At 66.4% G+C, this 17,130-nt stretch carries 17 protein-coding genes and 1 tRNA gene; 8 read left to right on the top strand and 10 right to left on the bottom strand.

The annotated features are described in order from the left end of the window. The 5 genes from BKG60_RS16155 to BKG60_RS32500 form a co-directional block, all read right to left on the bottom strand. Window positions 1-873: a potassium-transporting ATPase subunit C gene (locus tag BKG60_RS16155; protein WP_070944592.1), complete on the bottom strand. Its 873-nt coding sequence runs from the start codon at window positions 871-873 to the stop codon at window positions 1-3. Window position 874: 1 nt separating this feature from the next. Continuing rightward, a complete protein-coding gene (kdpB, locus tag BKG60_RS16150; protein WP_239252648.1) occupies window positions 875-2,917 on the bottom strand; it encodes a potassium-transporting ATPase subunit KdpB in 2,043 nt (680 codons plus the stop codon). Between the two features lie 121 nt (window positions 2,918-3,038). Then, window positions 3,039-4,709 (bottom strand): potassium-transporting ATPase subunit KdpA, encoded by a 1,671-nt coding sequence (gene kdpA / locus BKG60_RS16145; RefSeq protein WP_070187660.1) that lies wholly within the window; start codon window positions 4,707-4,709, stop codon window positions 3,039-3,041. Continuing rightward, complete coding sequence (locus BKG60_RS16140; protein WP_019347277.1) at window positions 4,709-4,798, bottom strand: potassium-transporting ATPase subunit F; 90 nt, start codon at window positions 4,796-4,798, stop codon at window positions 4,709-4,711. Before BKG60_RS16140 ends, kdpA begins: the two co-directional genes overlap by 1 nt. Beyond that, entirely contained in the window at window positions 4,795-4,968 is a 174-nt protein-coding gene (locus BKG60_RS32500) for a hypothetical protein (RefSeq protein WP_234998410.1), read from the bottom strand. Before BKG60_RS32500 ends, BKG60_RS16140 begins: the two co-directional genes overlap by 4 nt. A 159-nt stretch (window positions 4,969-5,127) precedes the next feature. On the opposite strand from BKG60_RS32500, the gene BKG60_RS16130 reads away from it, so the two are divergent. The 3 genes from BKG60_RS16130 to BKG60_RS16120 are packed head-to-tail and all read left to right on the top strand — an operon-like array spanning window position 5,128 to window position 7,503. Then, window positions 5,128-6,303: an FAD-dependent oxidoreductase gene (locus BKG60_RS16130; protein ID WP_070187666.1), complete on the top strand. Its 1,176-nt coding sequence runs from the start codon at window positions 5,128-5,130 to the stop codon at window positions 6,301-6,303. Between the two features lie 10 nt (window positions 6,304-6,313). Beyond that, window positions 6,314-6,883: a DUF4389 domain-containing protein gene (locus BKG60_RS16125; protein WP_070944707.1), complete on the top strand. Its 570-nt coding sequence runs from the start codon at window positions 6,314-6,316 to the stop codon at window positions 6,881-6,883. Next, window positions 6,880-7,503: a class I SAM-dependent methyltransferase gene (locus tag BKG60_RS16120; protein WP_070187662.1), complete on the top strand. Its 624-nt coding sequence runs from the start codon at window positions 6,880-6,882 to the stop codon at window positions 7,501-7,503. The genes BKG60_RS16125 and BKG60_RS16120 overlap by 4 nt, the downstream gene beginning before the upstream one ends. On the opposite strand, the gene BKG60_RS16115 is transcribed toward BKG60_RS16120, so the two are convergent. The 3 genes from BKG60_RS16115 to BKG60_RS16105 all read right to left on the bottom strand — a co-directional run bounded on the left by BKG60_RS16115 (window position 7,490) and on the right by BKG60_RS16105 (window position 11,187). Continuing rightward, complete coding sequence (locus BKG60_RS16115; RefSeq protein WP_239252650.1) at window positions 7,490-9,886, bottom strand: ABC transporter permease; 2,397 nt, start codon at window positions 9,884-9,886, stop codon at window positions 7,490-7,492. The genes BKG60_RS16120 and BKG60_RS16115 overlap by 14 nt on opposite strands. A gap of 89 nt (window positions 9,887-9,975) precedes the next feature. Beyond that, complete coding sequence (locus BKG60_RS16110) at window positions 9,976-10,683, bottom strand: ABC transporter ATP-binding protein (protein WP_374243514.1); 708 nt, start codon at window positions 10,681-10,683, stop codon at window positions 9,976-9,978. Window positions 10,684-10,785: 102 nt separating this feature from the next. Beyond that, on the bottom strand, window positions 10,786-11,187 hold the full coding sequence (locus BKG60_RS16105; RefSeq protein ID WP_083339230.1) for a nitroreductase family deazaflavin-dependent oxidoreductase: 402 nt from the start codon (window positions 11,185-11,187) through the stop codon (window positions 10,786-10,788). A 132-nt stretch (window positions 11,188-11,319) separates the two neighbouring features. Here BKG60_RS16105 and BKG60_RS16100 point away from each other — a divergent pair. The 5 genes from BKG60_RS16100 to BKG60_RS16080 all read left to right on the top strand — a co-directional run bounded on the left by BKG60_RS16100 (window position 11,320) and on the right by BKG60_RS16080 (window position 15,006). Further along, a tRNA-Leu gene (locus BKG60_RS16100) sits at window positions 11,320-11,396 on the top strand. 27 nt (window positions 11,397-11,423) lie between these two features. Continuing rightward, window positions 11,424-11,810, top strand: a complete 387-nt coding sequence (locus BKG60_RS16095; protein WP_070944595.1) for a nitroreductase family deazaflavin-dependent oxidoreductase — start codon at window positions 11,424-11,426, stop codon at window positions 11,808-11,810. A 47-nt stretch (window positions 11,811-11,857) separates the two neighbouring features. After that, window positions 11,858-12,424: a dihydrofolate reductase family protein gene (locus BKG60_RS16090; protein WP_070944596.1), complete on the top strand. Its 567-nt coding sequence runs from the start codon at window positions 11,858-11,860 to the stop codon at window positions 12,422-12,424. Window positions 12,425-12,516: 92 nt separating this feature from the next. Further along, on the top strand, window positions 12,517-14,115 hold the full coding sequence (locus BKG60_RS16085; protein ID WP_070944597.1) for an FMN-binding glutamate synthase family protein: 1,599 nt from the start codon (window positions 12,517-12,519) through the stop codon (window positions 14,113-14,115). A 258-nt stretch (window positions 14,116-14,373) separates the two neighbouring features. Continuing rightward, window positions 14,374-15,006 (top strand): cutinase family protein, encoded by a 633-nt coding sequence (locus tag BKG60_RS16080; protein WP_070944598.1) that lies wholly within the window; start codon window positions 14,374-14,376, stop codon window positions 15,004-15,006. Window positions 15,007-15,028: 22 nt separating this feature from the next. Here BKG60_RS16080 and BKG60_RS16075 read toward each other — a convergent pair whose 3' ends face one another. Beyond that, window positions 15,029-15,985 (bottom strand): DUF7064 domain-containing protein, encoded by a 957-nt coding sequence (locus tag BKG60_RS16075; protein WP_070944599.1) that lies wholly within the window; start codon window positions 15,983-15,985, stop codon window positions 15,029-15,031. Further along, window positions 15,982-17,046 carry a phosphotransferase family protein gene (locus BKG60_RS16070; RefSeq protein ID WP_070944600.1) on the bottom strand — a complete coding sequence of 355 codons (1,065 nt, stop codon included), beginning with the start codon at window positions 17,044-17,046 and terminating at the stop codon, window positions 15,982-15,984. Before BKG60_RS16070 ends, BKG60_RS16075 begins: the two co-directional genes overlap by 4 nt. Window positions 17,047-17,130: the final 84 nt, after the last annotated feature.

Here is a 17,130-nt window from a genome sequence, read left to right as displayed (position 1 = left end):
TCATCCTCGCGCCTGCAGCGAGTCGAGCGCGATGTTGAGTTGGAGCACGTTGACCCGCGGTTCGCCGAGGAAACCTAGGGTGCGTCCGTCGGTGTGCTCGGCGACCACTGTGCGTACCAGGTCGGGGTTGAGGCCTCGGGCCTTGGCCACCCGGTTGACCTGCAGATCGGCGTAGGCCGGCGAGATGTTCGGATCGAGTCCGCTGCCGCTGGCCGTGACCGCGTCGGCCGGCACCGCGGGATCGGCGGGTGCACTGCCGCGGATCGGCACGATCAGGCCGGCGCTGTAATTCTCGCCCGGCTTCGCGCATTCCACCCGCACGTCCTCATAGGTGTTGAGGAACGGCGTCTTCGTGGTGTCGCACGGTTCGTTGACGCTGACCACCTGTGTCGGGTGCACCACGTTCCCACCTGCGTCGCGCGGCCCGATCACCGACAACACTGCGCCGACCCCACTTCCGGTGCAGAACGGGCGGGCACCGTCGACACCGTCGAGCTTGCCGACGGCGGCGCTGCGCGAGCACACCAGGGTGAGCAAGCTGGGCTTGTCCGGCTGGTCGACAATGCTTTCGGGGCCGAGGTTGCTCGCGCCGGTGGACATCGGGTCGTACCCGTCGCCGGCCATCGACGGCCGGCTCTGGAAGTAGCGGGGCAGCGGATTGCCGTCAGCGTCGGTGAAGGACTGACCGATCAGGCTGCTACCCAACGGTTTTCCGTTCACCTGGATCAGTGATCCGTCGGCGTTGTCGCGCAGCCCGGGGATCTGGGCCACCAGCCAGATGAACACGGGATAACCGATGCCCAGGATGACGGTGAGCACCAGCAGGGCCCTCAGGGCGGCGGCATGTTGGCGGAGCAGATTGGAGAATTTCATGTCATATTCCCGGAACGAGTTGGACGACGAGGTCGATCAGTTTGATGCCGATGAAGGGCGCGATGATCCCGCCGAGGCCGTAGACGTACAGGTTGCGGCTCAACAGTTTGGACGCGCTGCTCGGGGTGTATCGGACGCCCTTGAGTGCCAACGGGATCAAGGCCACGATGATGATCGCGTTGAAGATCACCGCAGACAGGATGGCCGATTGCGGGCTGTGCAGCCGCATGATGTTGAGCAGGTCCAGGCCGGGGAACAAAGCCACGAACAACGCCGGGATGATCGCGAAGTATTTGGCGATGTCGTTGGCGATCGAGAACGTGGTGAGTGCACCGCGGGTGATCAGCAACTGCTTGCCGATCTCGACGATCTCGATGAGCTTGGTCGGGTCGGAGTCGAGATCGACCATGTTCCCGGCCTCTTTGGCCGCCGAGGTGCCGCTGTTCATCGCGACGCCGACATCGGCCTGGGCCAGGGCGGGCGCGTCGTTGGTGCCGTCGCCGGTCATCGCGACGAGCAAGCCGGCGGCCTGCTCCTTCTTGATCAGCGCCATCTTGTCCTCGGGTGTGGCCTCTGCGAGGAAGTCGTCCACACCGGCCTCGTCGGCGATGGCCTTGGCGGTCAACGGATTGTCCCCGGTGATCATCACGGTGCGGATACCCATCCGGCGCATCTCGTCGAAGCGTTCCCGCATGCCCTGTTTCACGACGTCCTTGAGGTGGATGACGCCCAGTACTTCGGCTTCGCCGTCGACCACCTGGCCGACCGCCAGGGGAGTGCCACCGGCGGCGGAGACGCCGTCGACGATGTCGCCGAGTTCGGTGGGCACCCGGCCGCCTTCGGAGCGGATCCATTCGGCGACCGCACCACTGGCGCCCTTGCGCAGGCGGTGGTCACCGGACAGGTCGACGCCCGACATTCGGGTGTTCGCACTGAACTCCACCCAGTGCGCGTGGTCGAGTTCACCGGCTGTGCGACCACGCAATCCATACTCCTGCTTGGCGAACACCACGATGGAGCGGCCCTCTGGGGTCTCATCGGCCAGGCTGGACATTTGCGCGGCGTCGGCGAGCTGCGGCGGCGTCACACCCGTCAACGGCACAAACGCAGCCGCCTGGCGGTTGCCGAGCGTGATGGTGCCGGTCTTGTCGAGCAGCAGGGTGTTGACGTCGCCGGCAGCCTCGACGGCGCGGCCGGACATCGCCAGCACGTTGCGCTGCACCAGCCGGTCCATGCCGGCGATGCCGATTGCGGAGAGCAGGGCGCCGATGGTGGTAGGGATCAGGCACACCAGCAACGACACCATGACGATGCCCGCGATGCCGTTTCCGTTGAGCGCCAGGGTGTCTGCCACGCCTGGATTGTTGGCCTTGGAGAAGATGGCCAGCGGCTGCAGGGTGGCGACGGCGAAGACGAAGATGATCGTCAACGACGCCAGCAGGATGTTGAGCGCGATCTCATTCGGGGTCTTCTGCCGGTTGGCGCCCTCGACGAGATTGATCATCCGGTCGATGAAGCTTTCACCCGGTTTCTGGGTGATCTTTACGACGATGCGGTCAGACAGCACCGTGGTGCCACCGGTGACGGCGCTGCGGTCGCCGCCGGACTCGCGGATGACGGGTGCCGATTCGCCGGTGATCGCTGATTCATCCACCGAGGCAATGCCTTCCACCACATCGCCGTCGCCGGGGATGACCTGGCCGGCCTCGACCACGACGACGTCGCCCTGCCGCAGCAGTGGAGCGGCCACCTCTTCCTCGGAACCGGTATCGGTCAGCCGCCGGGCCATGGTGGAACTCTTGGTTTTCCGGAGTGACTCGGCTTGAGCCTTGCCGCGGCCCTCGGCGACGGCTTCGGCCAGGTTGGCGAAGATCACCGTCAGCCACAGCCAGATGACGATGAGCCCGGAGAACCAGGACGGCTCTCCGATGGCGCACAGCGTTGCCCACACCGCGCCGATCTCGACGATGAACATCACGGGGTTGCGCCACAGCGTGCGCGGATCGAGCTTGCGCAGTGCGTCGGGCAGCGAGCGCCACAGCATCTTGGGGTCGAGCAGGCCGCCGTTGATCCGCGAGCCTTTTGTCACGCTGGAGTGGCGCCCGGCCTCGGCAGCCACTCTGGAGTGACGCTCGGCGACAGGGGAGGACTGAGCAGTTGGCATTTCAGTGAATTCCTTCGGCAAGGGGCCCGAGCGCGAGCATGGGCAAGAAGGTGAGGGCGACCAGGATCAGCGTGACACCGGCGACCATCCCGACGAACTGGGGCCGATGAGTGGGCAGGGTCCCGACGGAATCGGGTGCTTTGCCTTGGCGGGCCAGCGATCCGGCCAGCGCCAGCACGAAGATGATCGGCAGGAACCGGCCGAACACCATTGCCAGCCCTAGGGCTGTGTCGTACCACGTGGTGTTGACGCTCAAGCCGGCGAACGCCGAGCCGTTGTTGTTGCTGGCCGATGTGAACGCATACAGCACCTCCGAAAGCCCGTGCGGGCCGGTGTTGAGCATTCCGGCGCGTTGACCGGGCATTGCCATTGCCGCCGCGGTGCCGGTCAACACCAGTAGTGGCGTCACCAGGAAGTAGCTTGCAGCCAGCTTGATTTCGCGCGGAGTGATCTTCTTACCCAGGTATTCCGGCGTGCGGCCGACCATCAGCCCGGCGACGAATACCGTGATGATTGCCAGGATCAGGATGCCGTACAAACCCGCGCCGACACCACCCGGTGCCACCTCGCCCAACTGCATGTTCAGCAACAGGACCAGGCCGCCGAGACTGGTGTAGGAATCGTGGAACGAATCCACCGATCCGGTCGAGGTCAGTGTCGTCGACGCCGCGAAAACCGCTGAATTGGCCACGCCGAAGCGTTGTTCCACGCCTTCCATCGCGGCGCCGACCGCGGTGGGCACCGTGCCGTGAGCCTGTAGCTGGAACCACATCGTTGCGCTCCAGCTGATGAGCGCGATGGTTGCCTGCACAGCGACGATCGCGTAACCCTGCTTGGCGCTGCCGACCATGCGGCCGAAGGTGCGAGGAAGGGAGAAGGCGATCACCAGCAGCAGGAAAATCTCGATCCAGTTGGTCCAGGTTGCCGGATTCTCGAACGGGTGCGCGGAGTTGACGTTGTAGAAGCCGCCACCGTTCGTGCCGAGGTCCTTGATCGCCTCTTGGCTGGCAACAGGTCCGCCGGGGATGGTCTGCTTGGCGCCAGCGAGCGTGTCCACCACCTGGTCGTAGTTGTGGAAGTTCTGGACTGCGCCGCCGACGATCAGGGCGATGGCAGCGACGACACACACCGGCAGGAGGATGCGCAGGGAGCCGCGCACCAGGTCGACCCAGAAGTTGCCGAGGTCGCCGGTGTGCCGACGGGCGAACCCGCGCACCAGCGCAATGGCCACGGCCATACCGACCGCAGCGGACACGAAGTTCTGCACGGCGAGGCCGGCCATCTGGACCAGGTGGCTATGGGTGGATTCACCCGAATAGGCCTGCCAGTTGGTGTTGGTGACGAAGCTGACGGCGGTGTTCCAGGCCAGCGCCGGTGTCATCGGGGTGTCTGGATCGTTGAGATGCAGCGGCAACTTGCCCTGCACCAATTGCAGGGTGAACAGGAACAAGATGCTGACCGCGGAGAAGGCCAGCACGCTGCGGGCGTACGTGCCCCAGGTCTGCTCGGCCTTCGGGTCGGCGCCGATCAGGCGGTAGATGGCGCGCTCAACACGCGAGTGCTTCTCGGTTGAGTAGACGCGGTACATGTAGTCGCCGAGCGGCACGTGGACAACCGCCAACGCAATGATGAGGACGGCGAGGAAAACGATCCCCGCGGTTGTAGTAGTCACTAGAACCTTTCAGGAAACAGCAGCGCCGCGAAGAGAAACAGCGCGATGAGAATCGCCAGGCCAAGGCCGACGACGTTTTCGTAGCTCACAGTCGCTCGACCAACTTCTGCACCAGGCCCAGCAGCGCGAAGACCGCCACTGTCAACACGACGTAGACCACTACGGACATGGGTTCTCCCACACGTTTACGGCCGCCGGCTTTCGGCGACTGATCGAGGGTGCGTCCGCGGTTGGGCGGTGGCTGCGGTCTTGACGCCATCTTTACGCCCGGCTGCTGGTCCTTAACGGAATCTTTTCTGGGGGCGGCGTCGTGCACTGGCTGTACAGCGACCCTTCAGCGGACATAAATTGAGCCGTGGGCTCAAAACGGCCCCAGAGCCGGCACCACATTCAACCAGCGCCGCAACGGCCGCTGAGGATCCTCGTTGTCGGCGCCGGGGTCGGTGGCATCTCCATCGCCCGCGGATTGCTGCGGGACGGCCACGAGGTCACTGTGTTCGAGCAGCGCCCCGAGGTGCGGGCCGGCGGTGGCGCCGTCACGATCTGGTCGAACGGCGAAACTGTGCTGCGGCAGCTCGGTGTCGATATGGGCGGCGCCGGTCAGGAATTGTCCACCGTCCGGGTGATGACGTCGACGGGACGTTCGATGACCACGCTCGACGTGACGGCGATAGTGAGCCGGATGGGTGCGCCGGTCCGGATGGTGCCGCGCCGGATCCTGCTCGCACGACTGCTGGAAGGCTTTCCGGTGGAACGGATTCGGTGCCACACGCGGGTGGTCAGCGTGACCGACGGCGTTCGCGGCGTCCGCCTGCATTTCGCCGACGGCGGTTGTGCCGACGGCGATCTGGCGGTCGGAGCGGACGGCTTGCACTCCCGGGTTCGCGAAATCGTCGGCGCACCGCATGCGGAGCCGACGGGCTGGTGCAGCTGGCAAGGACTGGCCACGCTCCCGGACGGGGCCGATCGGCACGTCGCATTCGTCATCGTCGGGGACCACGGCAACCTCGGCCTGTGGCCCGCCGACGAGACCGAGGTGCAGTGGTGGTTCGATCTGCCGTGGTCGCCCGACTTCGTCCGCCCAGCCCATCCGATCGAGGTGATCCGCACCAATTTCACCGGATGGTCCGGGCTGGTCGATGAACTGCTCGCGACGTTGACCGACGCTGACCTGGCCCGGTCGCCCTATCCGCATTTCCGCCATCCCATCCCCGGGCCGGGCCACGGCGCGGTGACGTTGTTGGGCGATGCGGCCCACACCATGCCGCCGACCCTGGCGCAGGGCACCAACCAGGCGCTGCTGGACACCATGGTGCTGTGCAAGGCGATTTCGGGCGCCAACGGCGATCTTTCCGAGGCCCTGCGCTGGTACGAGAAGACCCGTCAGCGGCGGGTCGCTGCGGTCTCGCGGGTGGCCTCGCTGCAGGTGTCGCACGGCGAGGCGGTGCTGCGGCCGGCGGCGCTGGTCCCGGATCGGGTCATGACGTGGATGCTGGCGACTTTCCTGCGGGCGGTGAGTCACCGTCGGCTGGCCGCGGGAATCAGTCGGGACCTCGCCTCCAGGCCTGCGGACAGCGACGAGCATGCCCGCTGATCCAGTCCGGGTGCGGGGCGCGATCGACGTGCCGTCGAACACGTTGTGGCTGGTCAAATGGTGTGTGCTGGCAGTGCCGCACTATCCGATCCTGATCGGGCTGTACCTGGTGTATCCGCTGGTGGTGCTCGCCGCGGGGGCCGCGATCCTGTTCACCGGCCGGTATCCGCGGCCCCTGTTCGATTTCAACGTCGGCGTGCTGCGCTGGTCGTGGCGGGTGATGAATTACCGGTTCCCGATGAACACCACCGACCGGTACCCGCCGTTCAGCCTCAAACCCCGGGCCGACTATCCGGGTGAGCTCGAGGTCGACTACCCCGAACAGCTCTCGAGAGCGGCGGTGCTGGTGAAGTGGCTGTTGGCGCTGCCGCAGATCATCATGTGCTGGGCGATGGAGGCGCCGCTGCAAGTACTTTGCGTCATCTCCGCGGTGCGACTGCTGGTCCGGGGCACGGTCTCGCAGGGCATGTTCGACCTCCTGATGGGAATCGTGCGATGGCGCTACCGCGTCGCCGTGTACGTCTCGCTGATGAGCGACGAATATCCGCCGTTTCGAATGGATCTCGGGCAGCAGCCTTGAAGCGCCGTAACCCGTTGTTCCCGTATGTGTATCGGCTGGGCATGCCGGTGTTCGACCGGTTGTTCTATCGCCGGTACCGCCGCTCGGCGATGAGCCATGCGACAGGCAGGTTGTTGTTGGTCGGGCCCGGCCCGGGCACCGATCTGCTGTTCGTGCCGGCGGCGGTGACGTCCGTCGCTGCAGTGGAACCGGATCCGGTGATGCGTCGGATGGCACGCGCCCTGGGCCGCCGCCACGGCATCACCGTCGACGTCGTCGACGGTGCTGGAGAATCGATTCCTTTCCCGGACAACAGTTTCGATTCGGTCCACGTCGGTCTGGTGTTGTGTTCGGTCGACGATGTGGCGGCCACACTCACTGAGATCCGGCGCGTTCTGACGCCCGGGGGTCGGTTGGTGGTTCTCGAGCACGTGCGCGGTGACGGCTTGATGGGGCGGTATCAGGATCTGATCGCGAGGCCGTGGGCCTGGCTGTCATCGGGCTGTGAGCCGAACCGCCGCACCATCGACGCCATCTCCGCAGCGGGATTCGACACCAGCGGCCTGCGCAGCACCCGGCGGACACTGGTGCCACCGCCGTGTACACCACATCTGCAGGGCGTCGCGACTATTCGACACTGACGGCCTCGATGATGTTGAGCCGGGCGGCGCGTCGCGCAGGCGGCAGCGACCCCAGGAGGCTGATCGCCAGGGCGCCGAGCGTGAACACCAGCGCCATCGGACTCGGCCGGAACGAGACCTCGAAACTCATGACGTCGCCGCTGACGAGGCTGAACAGCCACTGATCGACCAGCCCGATCACCAGGCCCAGGAGACCTCCCACGATGCCGATGGCTGCGGCCTCGGCCAGCACCATGGCCAACGTGTAGCGACGGCTGGAGCCCATCGCCCGCAGCACCCCGATCTCGCGGCGGCGCTCGAGCACCGACAGGGTCAGCGTGTTGAGCAGCGCGACCGCGGCGACGAACACCACGATGATCCACACGGCGTTGGCGATCAGCATGCTTTGGTGCAGCGGCGCTTCGAGGCCGGCCAGCGCCGTGCGGCCGTCGTAGGTGTGGTTCGGTGCGGGCACGACCTGCCGGATATTGGCCAGCAGGCGATCGGGATCTGTTCCCTCGGTGGCGGTGACCTGCAGCGTCGTCGACCCCGGTCGGTCGAACCACGCGCGCAGCTGATCGAGGCCCATACCGACAGTGCCGATCACCGTCGAAAAGTAGGGGACCAGCGCCAGCACCTTCGTCCGCTGGGGACCGTGCGGCGTTTGCAGCTGTAGTTCGTCGCCCGCCCGGACGTTGAGGGTTTTCCCGAGATTCTGGGAGAGCACCACGCCGTGGCCGGCGAGCACGTCGCCACGGGTCCGGTCGTCGAGGGCGCGAAAGAGTGCGTCGTGGCTGCCGGGGGCGAAGCCGTCGAGCATGACGCGGGTACCACCCACGACGGCGAAGCCCAGGGCACCTTCGGTGACGTTCGCGACCCCGGGCACCTCGGTGACGTTGGCGGTAAGGCCTTGGGGCAGAAGGCCGGTGGGATACTGGCCGGGTGAGTTGGCGCTCACCCAGACGTCAACCTCGGCGACCGGGGCGAAGATGTCGCGCGCCGAGCGGATCATGTCGTTGTTCGTGCCGGTGATCACCACGGTGGTGACGACGGCGATCAGGACGGTCATCACGGTGGCCCACACGCGCCGTGGCGCGCGTTCCACGGTCGCGGCTGCCAGCGAACCCGCCGACCCGAACCGGCGGGCCACGGTCGCGGTGACTTTGACGATCGGCCCGGCGAGCGCGAAGCCGAGCGCGATCTGCGCGGTGAACAGGGCCGCGATCGCCACGAAAGCGATTGAGCCGGGCAGGTAGAACACCACCAGGATCGACGCCGCGAGCACTGCCACGGCGGCGATTCCGGTGACGATGCGCAGCCAGCGCGGAACATTGTCGGCCGCCGATACCCCGACGGGGGCCAGCGCCTCGATCGGTGAGACCTTATACACCTGCCGGGCCGCCATCGCCGACGCTGCCACGCTGGTCAGCGCCGTCGCCGCGATGGCCACCGGGATCGCGTAGTCGGGCAGCCAGTACTCGATGCGCGCTTCCAGTCCTTGCGTCATCGTCGGTGGCAGGCGGCCGATTGCCAGGCGGCCCAACACAATTCCGAGCAGTGCGCCGATGGTGCCGCCGATCAGCCCGAGGATCGCGGACTCGGCGAGCATGTCGCGGACGATGGTGGCGCGCCGGCCGCCGATGGCGCGCAGCATCGAGATGACCGGGCGGCGCTGGGCGATCGCCATCGTCATCGTGGTGTAGATGAGGAACGCGCCGACCACCAGGGCGACCGCCACGCCCATCAGCGCCATGTAGTTCATCAGCTTGACGCCGTCACCGGCGCGGGCCGCCCGTGAACTCGGGGCGGCGACCAGGGCCCGGCCGTTCACCGCCGCGGTGACCTGATCTCGCACCGTGGCGAGATCGGCATCCGGTGTGGTGGTGATCAGAATCGAGTCGAGTTGTCCTGGTCTCCCGGTGACGTTCTGCGCCAACGGAAGTGGAGCCAGCACATAGTGGCCGCCGTTGAGGTCGGCGAGTTGCTTGCCGTCGAGGACTTCGGCGACGGTGACCGAGCCCGAGCCGAGCCGGAACGTCTCGCCCTTGTTGTGACCGACGGCGGGGCCGACGCGGACCCCCTCGGCCGCGGTGGGGGCCTGGACCTGCACCCCGACCGCATCCTTCAGCGCGCCCTCCAAGGCGCGGCTGCGGTCATCGGCACCGAACAACAGCACCGGCTCGGTGGCGGTGGGCGCGGACATCCGGATCATCGGTGCCGCGGTCGCGACGCCGGGAACCTTGGCGACGTCGGCCAGGACGGCTTCCGGAAAGCCTGCGTCGGTGACTCCCGATACTTCGAGGGCCGCGACGCCGGCGACGCCGTCCGCCAGCCGGTTCACCGATCCGGTGATCGACCCGAAGATGCCGAGGATCGCGACGAGATACATTGCCGACACCGCCATTACGGCAATCGAGGCGAGGGTACGCCGCCGGTGCACGGTGAGCTCGCGCAGGCTGAACACTCGGAGCCGACTTGCCGCGGCCGCGAGTCTCACCCCGGCACCACCGACATCTCGTCGGAGCCCAGGCGCCCATCCTGCAGCGTGATCACCCGGTCGGTGGCCGCCGCGGCCTCGGCATTGTGGGTGACCATCACCACCAGCTGGCCGAGGCCCTCCTCGTGGGCGACGTCGCCCAGCAGGGTCAAGATCGCCGCACCCGTGGTCGAGTCGAGGTTGCCGGTCGGTTCGTCGGCGAGGATCAGTGGCGGGTCCATCATCATGGCCCGGGCCACCGCGACGCGTTGCATCTGCCCGCCGGACAGTTCGGACGGGCGGTGCTCGGTCCGGTTGCCCAGCCCGACGCGGTCCAGCAGCTCCACCGCCTGCGGTTTGACCTTGCCGAGCCGGACCCCGTCGAGCAGTTTCGGGACGGCCACGTTCTCCCAGGCCGACAGGGTCGGCAGCAGGTTGAAGAACTGGAAGATGAAGCCCACCCGGTGGTGGCGGAACGCCGACTGCTGCTCATCACCCAGGCGGCCGATCTCCTCGCCGTCGAAGGTGATCGAGCCGGAATCGGGGGAGTCCAGCGCGCCCAGCAGATGCAGCAGGGTGCTCTTACCCGCGCCGGAGGGGCCGATGATCGAGACGAATTGCCCGCCGTTGAGTTGGAGGCTGATCTCGTCGAGGGCGCGCACCGTCTGGCCGCCGACCTTGTACTCGCGCACGACATCGCGCAGTTCGATGGCCAGTTCGGGCATCGCAGCCTCCCGGGAGTCGGGATATCCGCAGCCTACGCCGGGTGGAGGGTTCGCCGAACCTGAACTTATGTGCGAGATCTTTGCCGAAACTCGCACACAACTTCAGCCTCGCGGGGCGAGGGTAGCGACAAGCCGGGCCTTCTGATCGGTGGCCGGGATGATGCGAGGATCGGTCAGCTGGTACCGCTTGCCCCGGTGGAGCACGTCGGCGCGGCCGGCGGCCCGGATGTTGCGCACCCAATCCGATTGCTCGCCGTAGTTCAGCACGACCCGGAGCGACTTGCTGTCGACGAACGCCATGACCGGGGTGCGGTACGGCTTGCCCGACTTGCGGCCGGTGTGCTCGATGACGGCCATGTACGGCAGCCATGGCGCCCACAGGCGTTGCAGCGGATTGGTGACGTACTTGTTCAATTGCGCGATCACCCGCATCACCGGTAGTCCCAGTGTTGCCGCGATCCGTTCGGCAACTACGGCAATCGAATTCGCGATACTGCTCGGCATATGCGGCCCCCGTCGCTGTCCAGCCCTGGCGCTCATTCAACCAAGCGCCGCTAGCCGGTGACATCCCCCATTCGGGCGAGCGTGGGCTGGCAACATCCGGTGATCGGGCCGCCAGGTACCGTGCTACCGATCGCCCCCATAGCCCAATTGGCAGAGGCAGCGGACTTAAAATCCGCCCAGTGTCGGTTCGAGTCCGACTGGGGGCACCAACGTGGACCAACACCTAGACTCCGAGAATGCGCGTCCCTCGACAAGTCGCACGCTTCAACAAGCGAGTCACGAATCCGGCGGCTCGCGCGATCACACCGTGGCTTCCGAACCTCGGGACGCTCGAGCATGTCGGGCGGAAGTCGGGTGCGCAATATCGAACGCCGCTTTTGGTGTTCAAGACCCACGACGGCTACGCCATCCTCATCGGCTACGGCCCGCAGACCGACTGGTTGAAGAATGTGCTGGCCGGCGGACCGACGGTGCTGCACAAGCGGGGGCGCGCTGTGAAGCTCACCAACCCAACGGTCGTGAGCAAGGCCGAGGCCGCGACCTTCGTCACGCCGTGTTCCCGCTTGTTCTACACAGCGTTTCCCTACAACGAGGCAGCTCTGCTGCTGACGCACGCGCGCTGAGCCCTGGCTTCGCGATGAATTTTGGACCTCGGTGAGGTCAACTCTGCATGGGCAAGCTCATCTATGGCTTCAACGTGTCGGTGGACGGGTACATCGCCGACGCACAAGGCAACATCGACTGGTCTGAGCCGAGCGACGAACTGCACCAGTATTGGAACGACTTCGAGCGGGAGACGGCCCTTTCGTTCTACGGGCGGCGGCTCTACGAATTGATGTCCGCGTACTGGCCGACGGCCGACGAGGCCCCGGACGCCACACCGATGATCGTCGACTTCGCCCACATCTGGCGCGACATGCCCAAGGTGGTGTTCTCGCGCACCCTGGAGTCGGTCGACTGGAACTCCCGCCTGGAGCGCGGTGACCCGGTCGAGGTGGTGACGAAGCTGAAAGCCGAAACCGACGGCCAACTGGAGGTGGCCGGTGCCACGCTGGCGGCGCCGATCGTGCAAGCCGGTCTGGTGGATGAGTACCGGATCGTGGTCGCGCCCACCGCAGTGGGCGGCGGCACCCCATTTTTCCCGACGCTGCCGTCATGGATTTCGCTGCGACTGTTGGAGAACCGCACCTTTCCGGGCGGCACGGTCCTGCTGCGCTACGAGGCGAAACACGACTGATCAGACCCGAAGTCGGCGGATTCCGGCTGTGGGTTCACTGTGCGGTCACAAGGGCGGGCCTGAATTCCGCCGACCGCGGGTATGCCACCTTCATGATCCGGTTCGGGGCCGTGGTGGCATTGACGGTGTTGGCGATGATCCTGGTTGCGGCGGCAGTCATCGGCTCGTGGGGTTGGTGGGTGCTGGCCGCGGTGACGATGCTGCTCGCGGCGGTGGGCTGGTATGACCTGATCCAGCGGCGGCACTCCGTGCTGCGCAACTATCCCGTCGTGGGGCATATGCGCTACCTGCTGGAGGCGCTGCGTCCCGAGCTGCAGCAGTACTTCATCGAGCGCAACTTCGACGGGCGCCCGTTCGATCGCGACGTACGGTCGCTGATATACGAACGTGCCAAGGGCACCGCCGCGGAGCTGTCTTACGGCACTGAACGTGACATCAACATCGAGGGCTACGAGTACCTTGTGCACTCGACGGCGCCGCTCGACGAGCCACCGGAACCGTTCCGGGCCCGCATCGGCGGTCCGGACTGCCGGCACCCCTACGACATGGCGTTGATGAACATCTCGTCGATGAGCTTCGGTGCCCTGTCGGGCAACGCATTACGCGCGTTGAACAACGGAGCCAAGCTCGGCGGTTTCGCTCACGACACCGGTGAAGGCGGGCTGACGCCGTATCACCTGGGCGGCGCCGACGTGGTGTGGGAGATCGGTTCTGGCTACTTCGGCACCCGCACGCGCGACGGCGCCTTCGATCCGGATCAGTTCGCCGACAAGGCCGCCCACGACGCGGTCAAGTGCATCTCGATCAAGTTGAGTCAGGGCGCCAAGCCGGGCGTGGGCGGCGTATTGCCTGCCGCCAAGGTCAGCGAGGAGATCGCCCGCTACCGCGGCGTGCCGGCGGGGCAGAAGTGCGTCAGTCCGGCAGCGCATTCGATGTTTCACACCCCAAGGGAATTGGTGGGGTTCATCGCCCGGCTGCGGGAACTGGCCGACGGAAAACCGGTGGGCGTCAAGCTGTGCGTCGGCTCGCGAGTCGACATCCTGGCGATCTGCAAGGCGATGCTCGCCGAGGGCATCACCCCGGACTTCATCATCGTCGACGGCGCCGAGGGCGGGACGGCGGCCGCACCCCTGGAATACGAAGACCATGTCGGCCTGCCGCTCACGGACGGCCTGATGACGGTGCACAACGCTCTCGTCGGCACCGGGCTGCGTGACGTCATCCGGGTGGGCGCCAGCGGCAAGGTGGCCACCGGCACCGACATCGTCAAGCGTTTGATCCAAGGGGCCGACTACACCAATGCCGCCCGGCCGATGATGATGGCCACCGGCTGTATCCAGTCCCAGCGCTGCCACACCAACCACTGTCCGGTCGGGGTGGCCACCCAGGATCCGCGGCGGGCACGTGCTCTCGACGTCGCCGACAAGAGCCAACGGGTCTACCGGTATCAGCGTGCGACGGTGGCGCAGGCGATGCGCTTGATGGCGTCGATGGGCATCACCGACCCGGCGCAGCTTTCGCCGCATCTGCTGCGGAAACGGCTGTCCGCCACCGAACAGCGGTCCTACGCCGAGCTGTACGAGTGGCTGCCCGCAAAAGCGCTCTTGAGCGAACCTCCGGAGAGCTGGCAGGTGGACTGGGAATCCGCAACGCCGGACTCGTTCAGCCCTATTGGAACACAACGTATTTGACATCACTTGGAAGGATTGCTCTGCCTACCGTTGCCTCGACCCTCGTATCGGCTCTCGCTGACCTGGGGCCGGCAGGTCCGGGGCGTAGCCGGTGCCACCCAAGCCCACCGTCGAACAAGTCTGGGGACTCGGCCGTCGCCAATATCAAGAAAACGGTCAACAGCGGCGAATGAGGCGAAAACCTTGTCCGCTGGTCAGACCATGAATCGCCGGAATCGTGCGTCCACCGATCGGGGGACGGCCCTACGATCGGGCGGTATGACCCGCAAGCCTGTACTGATCTTGGCGTTCGCGGCCTTCGCCGCTGCCACTCCGGTCATCACGCCCGCACCGGCCCAAGCCGCACCGTGTCCCGATGTCGAGGTGGTCTTCGCCCGCGGCACCAATGAGCCGCCGGGCCTGGGCAGTGTCGGCGGCCCGTTCGTCGACGACCTGCGGGCCCGGGTGGCGCCCCGCACGGTCGACGCGGCGGCCGTCGACTACCCGGCCACCAATGACTTCAACACCAGCACTCCGGCCGGTACCGCCGCGGCGCGGTCCCTCATCGAGTCCGTCGCGGCCAGCTGCCCGAACACCAAGATGGTGCTCGGTGGCTATTCACAGGGCGCGGCGGTCATCGAACAGGCCACCAATCAGGCGGCTCCGCAGGTCGCTGATCATGTGGCAGCCAGCGCGCTGTTCGGTACGCCGCGCACCAGCTTCTCCGGTCTGCTAGCCGCCGGCCAACCGTTGCCGACGCTGGCTCCGCGGTACGCCGCCGACGCCATCGATCAATGCAACGAGGGCGATCCGATCTGTTGGGAAGGCGGCTGGGACATGGGCGCTCATGTGTCCTATGTGCAGTCCGGGAAGGTCGCGCAGGCAGCTGATTTCGCTGCCGGCAAGCTCTAGGAGGTTCCCCGCAACCGGGTCGCTATCGGCCGCTGAAGAATTCCCGCGCGAACTCTCGTTGCCCGGCCATGCTCCAGTTGTCATGGTCCTCGCCGTAGCCGGTGATGCCGTTCCATGACCATTCGGTGAGACAGTTCCAGGTCCAAAGATTCGGGTTGATCGCGAACCCCAGTCGGTTGAGGGTGGCGCCGACCGCTTCGATGGTGCGTCCGTGCTCGTCGGTCGCCGTGATCTGCACGCGCGTCGGTGCGCCGGTTCCCTGATCGCGTTCCAGGACGTCGCGGCGGCCCTGAGTCAGCTTGCCCCACTTTCCCTCGGCGATGACGTAGCCGTGGATGGCGTGCGCGGTGCCGTCTCCGAAGTCCATGGTGATCGCGTGGAACCCGTCGCCGTCACCAGCGGTCGCGTAGCTGTAGCCGCCACGCTTGCTCGGTGTGGCGTGGATGCCCTGGCCGTGCTGAGTTCGGCGCCCCCAGGACCGATCCCGGAACCCGAAGGCGTCGACCGGAATCCGCTCCCCACGAAGAACGATCTCGCCGCGATATCGACCCGGCTGGTCGAGGTGGCTGTCGCCGAGCAGATGAGGTTCGGCGACGGCGGTGAAGGTCAGGTCGACGTGGATCTCGTCGCCGTCGTCGGGGTCGTCGTAGCCGATGCGGTATTGCAGACCCGGTTCGATCACCTCATACCGCGCACCATTGCCGAGCCGCAGATTGGACAACGGCTCCTCGGGTAGCGGCAGGTGCCAGAAGTTCTTGGCATACAGGCAATTCCAGATCTGATCGCCGCTGTCGTCCCAGAAGTACGCCCCGGCCGAAGCCACACCCAGGGTCGGTTTGAAGAACGGGTACAACTGCCCGGACAGTTTGCGTTCGGGCACGGTGAACGTGAACCAGCACGTCTCGGTCCACTCAGGGTCTGCCGCGTCGGCCGGCGGATGGAACTCGTCGTTGCTGTCCGCGTACGGTCCGATGATCACGCCTGCCCCCGGTCGTCGAGGATGGCGGTGATCAGTTCGGTCGCCGGATTGTCGCGCCAGATCAGGTGGTCGCCGGGGACCATGCCGGTCTTCTCCCAGTTGTTCATCACCACCACCACCGTGGTGGCGAAGCGGTAGGCCGCGAACAGCTCATACCAGTGCAGGTCCGAAACCGACTTCCCGGCCAGGCGTTCGTAATGGGCGACCTGCTCGGCTCGCGTGGGCTCCCCGTCCAGCCGTGCTGTGCCCGACCCTTCGTGCATCCAGCGATCGGCCATCAACCACCAGCCGAGGTCGAGCTCGCGTTCACCGACCGCCACGCCCTCGAAGTCGGTCAGGCACCGCGGCGTACCCGATTCGGCGTCCCAGATGACATTGCCCAATCGGGCGTCGCCCCAGAGCAGGACCGTGTCGTCGGCGGCCGGGGCGGGCGGGAGTTCCGAGCGCAGGCGGTCATCGACCAGCCGGAACAGCTCGGCTTCGCGGCCGCGTAAAGCGTTGCGCAGGTGGGCATCCCACAACTCGAACTGACGAGCGGCGCCCGCCGGCTGCGCCCCGTTGTCCAGGTCGGCCAGTCCGCGGTCACGCCACGGAACGGTGTGCACGTCGGCCAGCGCGGCGAGGCCGGTACGGACCATGGTGTGGCGGAAGTCGGGTTCGGCCTCGGCGTAGAAGCCCTCGGTCGTGCACGGGGGCATCTCCTTGGGGACGACGCCGGGGACGAAGTCCATCACCAGGAACGGCGCACCCAGGACATTCGGGTCGAGTTCGACACCGACGATCGGGGCGACGGGTACCCGGTCGCCGATCGCGGCCATGGCGCGAGACTGCAACTCCACTCCGGTGCCCAGGCCGCGCGCCTGTTCGGGATACGGCTGCTCGTTGTCGGAATCGACGCGCAGCACGTGAGTGGTGGTGTGACCGTCGACGGTCGCGGTGAAGATGAGGTTGTCCGCCGAGAACCCACTGCCCGGTTTGCCGGCCGCTGCGACCTCGACCGGGGCGTCCCACTGGGCGGACAGCCACTCGCGCGCTGCATTCAGCCGACCGACATCATCCATTTGCACGCCAGGAGTGTACAGATTTGAGAACCTGTCTACAGCGGTTTCGTCGCGCTCGCAGGGCTCGGGAAAAAGGACACATTT

Source organism: Mycobacterium syngnathidarum (genome assembly GCF_001942625.1).
Classification (GTDB): domain Bacteria; phylum Actinomycetota; class Actinomycetes; order Mycobacteriales; family Mycobacteriaceae; genus Mycobacterium; species Mycobacterium syngnathidarum.
This window is presented reverse-complemented; position numbering and strand designations above follow the sequence as displayed.

What these genes read in the sequence shown, in the direction of transcription:
- BKG60_RS16070 (WP_070944600.1), bottom strand. Translation starts at nt 17,046, where the DNA reads ATGGATGATGTCGGTCGGCTGAATGCAGCGCGCGAGTGGCTGTCCGCC.
- BKG60_RS32500 (WP_234998410.1), bottom strand. Translation starts at nt 4,968, where the DNA reads ATGGCGTCAAGACCGCAGCCACCGCCCAACCGCGGACGCACCCTCGAT.
- BKG60_RS16155 (WP_070944592.1), bottom strand. Translation starts at nt 873, where the DNA reads ATGAAATTCTCCAATCTGCTCCGCCAACATGCCGCCGCCCTGAGGGCC.
- BKG60_RS16095 (WP_070944595.1), top strand. Translation starts at nt 11,424, where the DNA reads ATGCGCGTCCCTCGACAAGTCGCACGCTTCAACAAGCGAGTCACGAAT.
- BKG60_RS16080 (WP_070944598.1), top strand. Translation starts at nt 14,374, where the DNA reads ATGACCCGCAAGCCTGTACTGATCTTGGCGTTCGCGGCCTTCGCCGCT.
- BKG60_RS16110 (WP_374243514.1), bottom strand. Translation starts at nt 10,683, where the DNA reads ATGCCCGAACTGGCCATCGAACTGCGCGATGTCGTGCGCGAGTACAAG.
- BKG60_RS16115 (WP_239252650.1), bottom strand. Translation starts at nt 9,886, where the DNA reads ATGGCGGTGTCGGCAATGTATCTCGTCGCGATCCTCGGCATCTTCGGG.
- kdpB (WP_239252648.1), bottom strand. Translation starts at nt 2,917, where the DNA reads ATGCTGTGGCGCTCGCTGCCCGACGCACTGCGCAAGCTCGATCCGCGC.
- BKG60_RS16090 (WP_070944596.1), top strand. Translation starts at nt 11,858, where the DNA reads ATGGGCAAGCTCATCTATGGCTTCAACGTGTCGGTGGACGGGTACATC.
- BKG60_RS16085 (WP_070944597.1), top strand. Translation starts at nt 12,517, where the DNA reads ATGATCCGGTTCGGGGCCGTGGTGGCATTGACGGTGTTGGCGATGATC.
- BKG60_RS16105 (WP_083339230.1), bottom strand. Translation starts at nt 11,187, where the DNA reads ATGCCGAGCAGTATCGCGAATTCGATTGCCGTAGTTGCCGAACGGATC.